Origin of the sequence: Streptomyces sp. SID10853 (genome assembly GCF_010548145.1) — a bacterium.
Taxonomy (GTDB): domain Bacteria; phylum Actinomycetota; class Actinomycetes; order Streptomycetales; family Streptomycetaceae; genus Streptomyces.
Map to the genome: position 1 here is coordinate 1 of NZ_JAAGLN010000357.1, position 4,878 is coordinate 4,878.

At 70.3% G+C, this 4,878-nt stretch carries 4 protein-coding genes; 1 reads left to right on the forward strand and 3 read right to left on the reverse strand.

What is annotated here, in order from left to right:
- A partial coding sequence (locus G3I19_RS37110; protein ID WP_203600994.1) for an ABC transporter ATP-binding protein/permease occupies window positions 1–2,128 on the forward strand: 2,128 nt, incomplete at its 5' end.
- 126 nt (window positions 2,129–2,254) lie between these two features.
- Here the strand turns inward: G3I19_RS37110 and G3I19_RS34490 are convergent.
- From G3I19_RS34490 to G3I19_RS34500, 3 genes are all read right to left on the reverse strand, one after another.
- Complete coding sequence (locus G3I19_RS34490; protein WP_164267641.1) at window positions 2,255–3,019, reverse strand: transglycosylase SLT domain-containing protein; 765 nt, start codon at window positions 3,017–3,019, stop codon at window positions 2,255–2,257.
- A 279-nt stretch (window positions 3,020–3,298) separates the two neighbouring features.
- Window positions 3,299–4,372: an S-adenosylmethionine:tRNA ribosyltransferase-isomerase gene (locus tag G3I19_RS34495; RefSeq protein ID WP_164267642.1), complete on the reverse strand. Its 1,074-nt coding sequence runs from the start codon at window positions 4,370–4,372 to the stop codon at window positions 3,299–3,301.
- Window positions 4,369–4,878 (reverse strand): SDR family oxidoreductase (locus G3I19_RS34500; protein ID WP_164267643.1); only part of this gene is annotated, 510 nt, incomplete at its 5' end. The genes G3I19_RS34495 and G3I19_RS34500, both read right to left, overlap by 4 nt.

A 4,878-nucleotide genomic window follows, 5' to 3' on the forward strand; every position in this document is an offset into this window, starting at 1 on the left:
CCAGCAGCCGCCGCAGAACGCGGCCCCGCAGGGCTGGCAGCAGCCGCAGGGGCAGGTGCCCCAGCAGGGCGGTCAGGCCGACGGGTCCGCGGGGGCCCCGCCGGCGTACGGCGGCGACCGCAGCCCGACCACCTTCCACCAGCTGGCACTCGGCCGGGTCATGCGCATCGGCCGTGCCCTGGAGAACGAACTGGTCGTCTCCGACCTCCAGGTCTCCCGCATCCACGCCGAGTTCGTGGCGACGCCGGACGGACGCTTCGAGATCCGCGATCTCGGATCCCACAACGGCACCTATATCAACGGCCAGCCGATGGCCAAGTCCGGTACGGCCCTGATCGGGCCCAACGACATCGTCGGCGTCGGCCACTCGACGTTCCGGCTGGTCGGCGACCGCCTCGAGGAGTTCGTCGACACCGGTGAGGTCTCCTTCTCCGCCCGCCACCTCACGGTGACGGTCGACGGGGGCAAGGACATCCTCAAGGACGTCTCGTTCGGCGTCCCCGAGAAGTCGCTCATCGCGGTCATCGGCCCGTCGGGCTCCGGGAAGTCGACCCTGCTCAAGGCGCTCACCGGCTACCGGCCCGCCAACCGGGGCGACGTCCTCTACGACAACAGGAATCTGTACAAGCAGTTCGCCGAGCTGCGCCAGCGCATCGGACTGGTCCCGCAGGACGACATCCTGCACAAGGAACTCACGGTCCGTAAGGCGATGAAGTACGCGGCCAAGCTGCGCTTCCCCGCCGACACCACCGAGGCGGAGCGCTCCTCGCGCATCGACGAGGTGCTGGGCGAGCTGAAGCTGGACATCCACAAGGAGAAGCGGGTCGCCTCACTCTCCGGCGGTCAGCGCAAGCGTGTCTCGGTCGCGCTCGAACTGCTCACCAAGCCCTCGCTGATCTTCCTGGACGAGCCGACGTCCGGGCTCGACCCGGGCATGGACCGCGATGTCATGCAGCTGCTGCGCGGCCTCGCCGACGACGGCCGTACGGTGCTCGTCGTCACCCACTCCGTCGCCGAGCTCGCCATCTGCGACAAGCTCCTGGTGATGGCGCCCGGCGGCTCGGTCGCGTACTTCGGACCGCCCGAGGAGGCGCTGAACTTCTTCGGCTACAGCAGCTGGGCCGATGTCTTCTCGGCCTTCGAGAACTACCGCGACTACGACTGGGCGGGCCGCTGGCGCGGTTCGCAGCACTACCAGATGTACGCGGCGGACATCGACGCGGTCGCCGTGCAGTCGGTCCAGATGCCGTCCGCCCAGTCGATGAAGCCGCCGAAGCCGCAGGCATGGGGCTCCCAGCTGCTCACCCTGATGCGGCGCTATGTCTCGGTGATCGTCTCCGACCGGGGCTTCATGGCGCTCTCGCTGCTGCTGCCCGCGGTGCTCGGCACGGTCGGCGCGCTGATCCCGGCGGACTACGGACTCGGCTTCGGCCCGGCGGCGGGGCACCTCAGCAACGGTGACGGCGCGGTGATCCTGCTGATCCTCGCCGTCGGGGCCTGCTTCGCCGGGGCCGCCAACTCCGTACGAGAACTGATCAAGGAACGGGTGATCTACGAACGTGAACGGGCCACCGGCCTGTCACGTTCCGCCTATCTGATGTCCAAGGTGATCGTGCTCGGTCTGATCACCCTGGTGCAGGGCGCCATCATCGGCGGTATCGGCTTCGGTATGAAGGACGCGCCGGCCGAGGGACTGATCTTCTCGGCCTCCACCCGGTTCGAGATGACCCTGCCGATCATGGCGCTCGGCCTCACCTCGATGATGATCGGCCTGATCATCTCCTCACTGGTGAAGACCTCCGAGAAGACCATGCCGCTCCTCGTCATGTTCGCCATCACACAGGTGGTCTTCACCGGCTGCCTCTTCACGCTGAACGGCGCCGCGGGGATCAACCAGTTCTCGTTCCTGATGCCGGCCCGCTGGGCGGTCGCGGCCGCGGGTGCCACCGCGTCGCTGAACGTCCTGCTGCCCAACAAGAAGGACCCGGCCAGCACGGACCCGCTCTGGGACCACACACTCGGTACCTGGGTCATGGACATGGGGATCCTGCTCGCCATCGGCGTGATCTGCGGTGTCCTGGTGGCGCGGCTGCTGCGCCGCCACGAGCCCGAGGTCATGCGCAAGTAGACCGCGAACGCGCAACGCCGAAGGGCGGCACCCGCAGTGTGGGTGCCGCCCTTCGGCGTGGTCCGGTGGCGCCGGACCAGTACGTGATCAGTACGTGAATCAGTGCCGGATCAGTGGACTTGCTGATCAGTAGGCGCTGTTGACGTTGTCGATCGAGCCGTAGTTCGCGGCGGCGTAGTTCGCGGCGGCGGTGATGTTGGCGACCGGGTCGTAGATGTTGGTCGACGTGCCGGCGACGTGGTACGTGTCGAAGGTCGGCTGGATGGTCTGGAGCAGACCCTTCGACGGGACGCCGTTCTGGGCGTTGATGTCCCAGTTGTTGATGGCCATCGGGTTGCCGCCGGACTCACGGATGATGTTGCGGTACAGACCGTTGTACGAGCCGGGGATGTTCTTGGCCTGCATGATGGCCAGCGCGTGGCGGATCCAGCCGTCGAGGTTGTTCGCGTAGACGGTCGTGCGGGTGGCGGCGCGGCTGGCGGCCGTCTTGGCGGTGCGCTCCTTGGCTGCCGCCTTGGCCTTCGCGGCGGCCGCGGCCTTCGCCTTGGCGGCAGCAGCCGCCTTGGCCTTGGCGGAGGCTTCGGCCTTGGCCTTCGCGGCGGCCTTGGCCTTGGCTTCGGCCTTCGCCTTGACCGCGGCGGCCTTGGCCTTCGCGGCCGCGGCCTTGGCGGCCTTGTCAGCGTGGACCTGCTGGGCGTTGAGGCCCGCCTCCACCGTCTTGGTCTGCGAGGCGAAGGCAACCGGAGCGGCGTCGACGTGAGTCGTCTCGGCGGACGCGTTTCCGGGAACAAGCGTGAAAGCGACGGCTGCGGCGCCGACGGCGGCCACACCACCGATCGAGTACTTGTGAGTCTTGGTCAGGCGACGACGGCCATGGCGGTTCTCTGACATGCGGTGCGTACCTCTTCGAATAGCGGAAGTCGCGAGCGCCGGGGGCGGCGGTAACGCCCTGGGGCGGCGACGGGAGCAATTCTTAGCGGCCGCAAAATATTGTGGCAAAGGTGTGACGTACGATCCCGCTTAGTGGCGTGGGGGCGGCTCTGGAGGGCGAGGCACCCGCGCGTACCCGGCCCAGGCCCCCCTTAAGCATCAACTAGCGAACCTCGTAAGTGACGTGGGTCCTATGCGCGGCGTCACACGGTTCGGGCGGCGAATTCACGATGAGTTGCTTCAGCAATGCGGAGCGTCAGGTTCCTCATCCGGAAGTATGAGGTGAACGTCCCCGAACTCGTGCCAGAGGTAGAGGGCCCGTACGGCTTCCGCATAGCCGCGCTCCAGGGCCTCCCGCCCCGCGACCGCCTCCAGCATCAGCAGATGGGACGCCTCGGGCTCGTGCAGCCCGGTCAGCAGCCCGTCCACCACCCGCACCCCGCGCCCCGGCGTGACAACCAGTTCGGTCCACCCGGCCCGTGCCCGCACCACCCCGTCCGGCCGCGCCGCGGTCTCCAGGGCACGCACCGCCGTCGTCCCCACCGCGACGACCCGCCCGCCGCCCGCCCGCGCCGCGTTGACCAGCCGCGCGGTGGACGCCGGCACCTCGAAAGGCTCGGGACAAGGGGTCTCGTGCGCCTCCGCCGACGCCACCCCGGTGTGCAGCACCACGGGCGCGAACTGGATCCCGCGGCTCACCAGCTCCACGACCAGGCCGGGGGTGAAGGGCCGCGCGGCACTCGGCATCTCCGCCGAACCCGCCCCGTCCGGCGCGTCCAGCGCGAACACCGTCTGATACGCGGAGAGCGGCTGGTCACGCCGGGTGTACGCGTACCGGATCGGGCGGCCGTACCGCCGCAGCAGCTCCGCGATACCGGCCACCGACGGCCGCGCCCACCACAGCCGCTCCTCACCGGCGGTCAGCGGCTCCTCCCATACGAGCCGTGCACCGCCGGGCAGCCGCACCACGGACCCGGCAGGCCCGCCCGCGCGCCGCCGGGTGCTCCCGCCCGGCACCGGCTCCCGCAACTCCACCGCCCACCGGCCGTCGTCCCCGCGGGCGGAGAAGTGCACCACCACACGGGCCCCCGCCGCGTCCGTCCCGTCGACCGCGGCGGCCAGCGTCCGTGAGGTGTTCACCACCAGCACGTCCCCCGCCCGCAGCAGGCAGGGCAGCTCCCGGAACGTGTGATGGGAGACCGCGGTGCCGCGCGACACCATCATCCGTACGTCGTCCCGCCCGTGCCCCCGTTCCTCGGCGGGCACCGAAGCGGCCGGATGGTCCGGGATCCGCAGGGCCTGCCGGGCACTCATCGACCCTCACCGGCCAGTGCCGCTGCGGTGAACCGCCCGCTCGCCGGCCGTTCGTCGAGCAGCCGCAGAAACGCCGGAACCACCGTCGAAGGCGCCGGCCGCTCCGCCCCGTCGCCGGGCACCGCGGCCGCGTACAGATCGGTCCGCATGTCCCCCGGGTCCACCGCCCACACCCGCAGCCCCGGCTCCTCGGCCGCGAGCACCGCCGACAGCTGGTCGAGCGCGGCCTTGGACGCCCCGTACCCGCCCCAGGTGCCGTACGCCTCGACAGCGGCGTCCGAACTCACCGTGATCACCGCCCCCGCACCGGCCGCCCGCAGCAGCGGCAGCGACTCCCGCACCAGCCCCAGCGCGGCCACCACATTGGTCTCCAGCGCCGCCCGCAACCCGTCGAGCGGCAGCTCGTCGAGGCGTACGAGCGGCTCGGCGCCCAGCGCGCTCGCATTGCTGACCAGCAGATCGAGCCCGCCCAGCGCGCGCGCCGCCCCGACCAGCCGGCCCCGGTG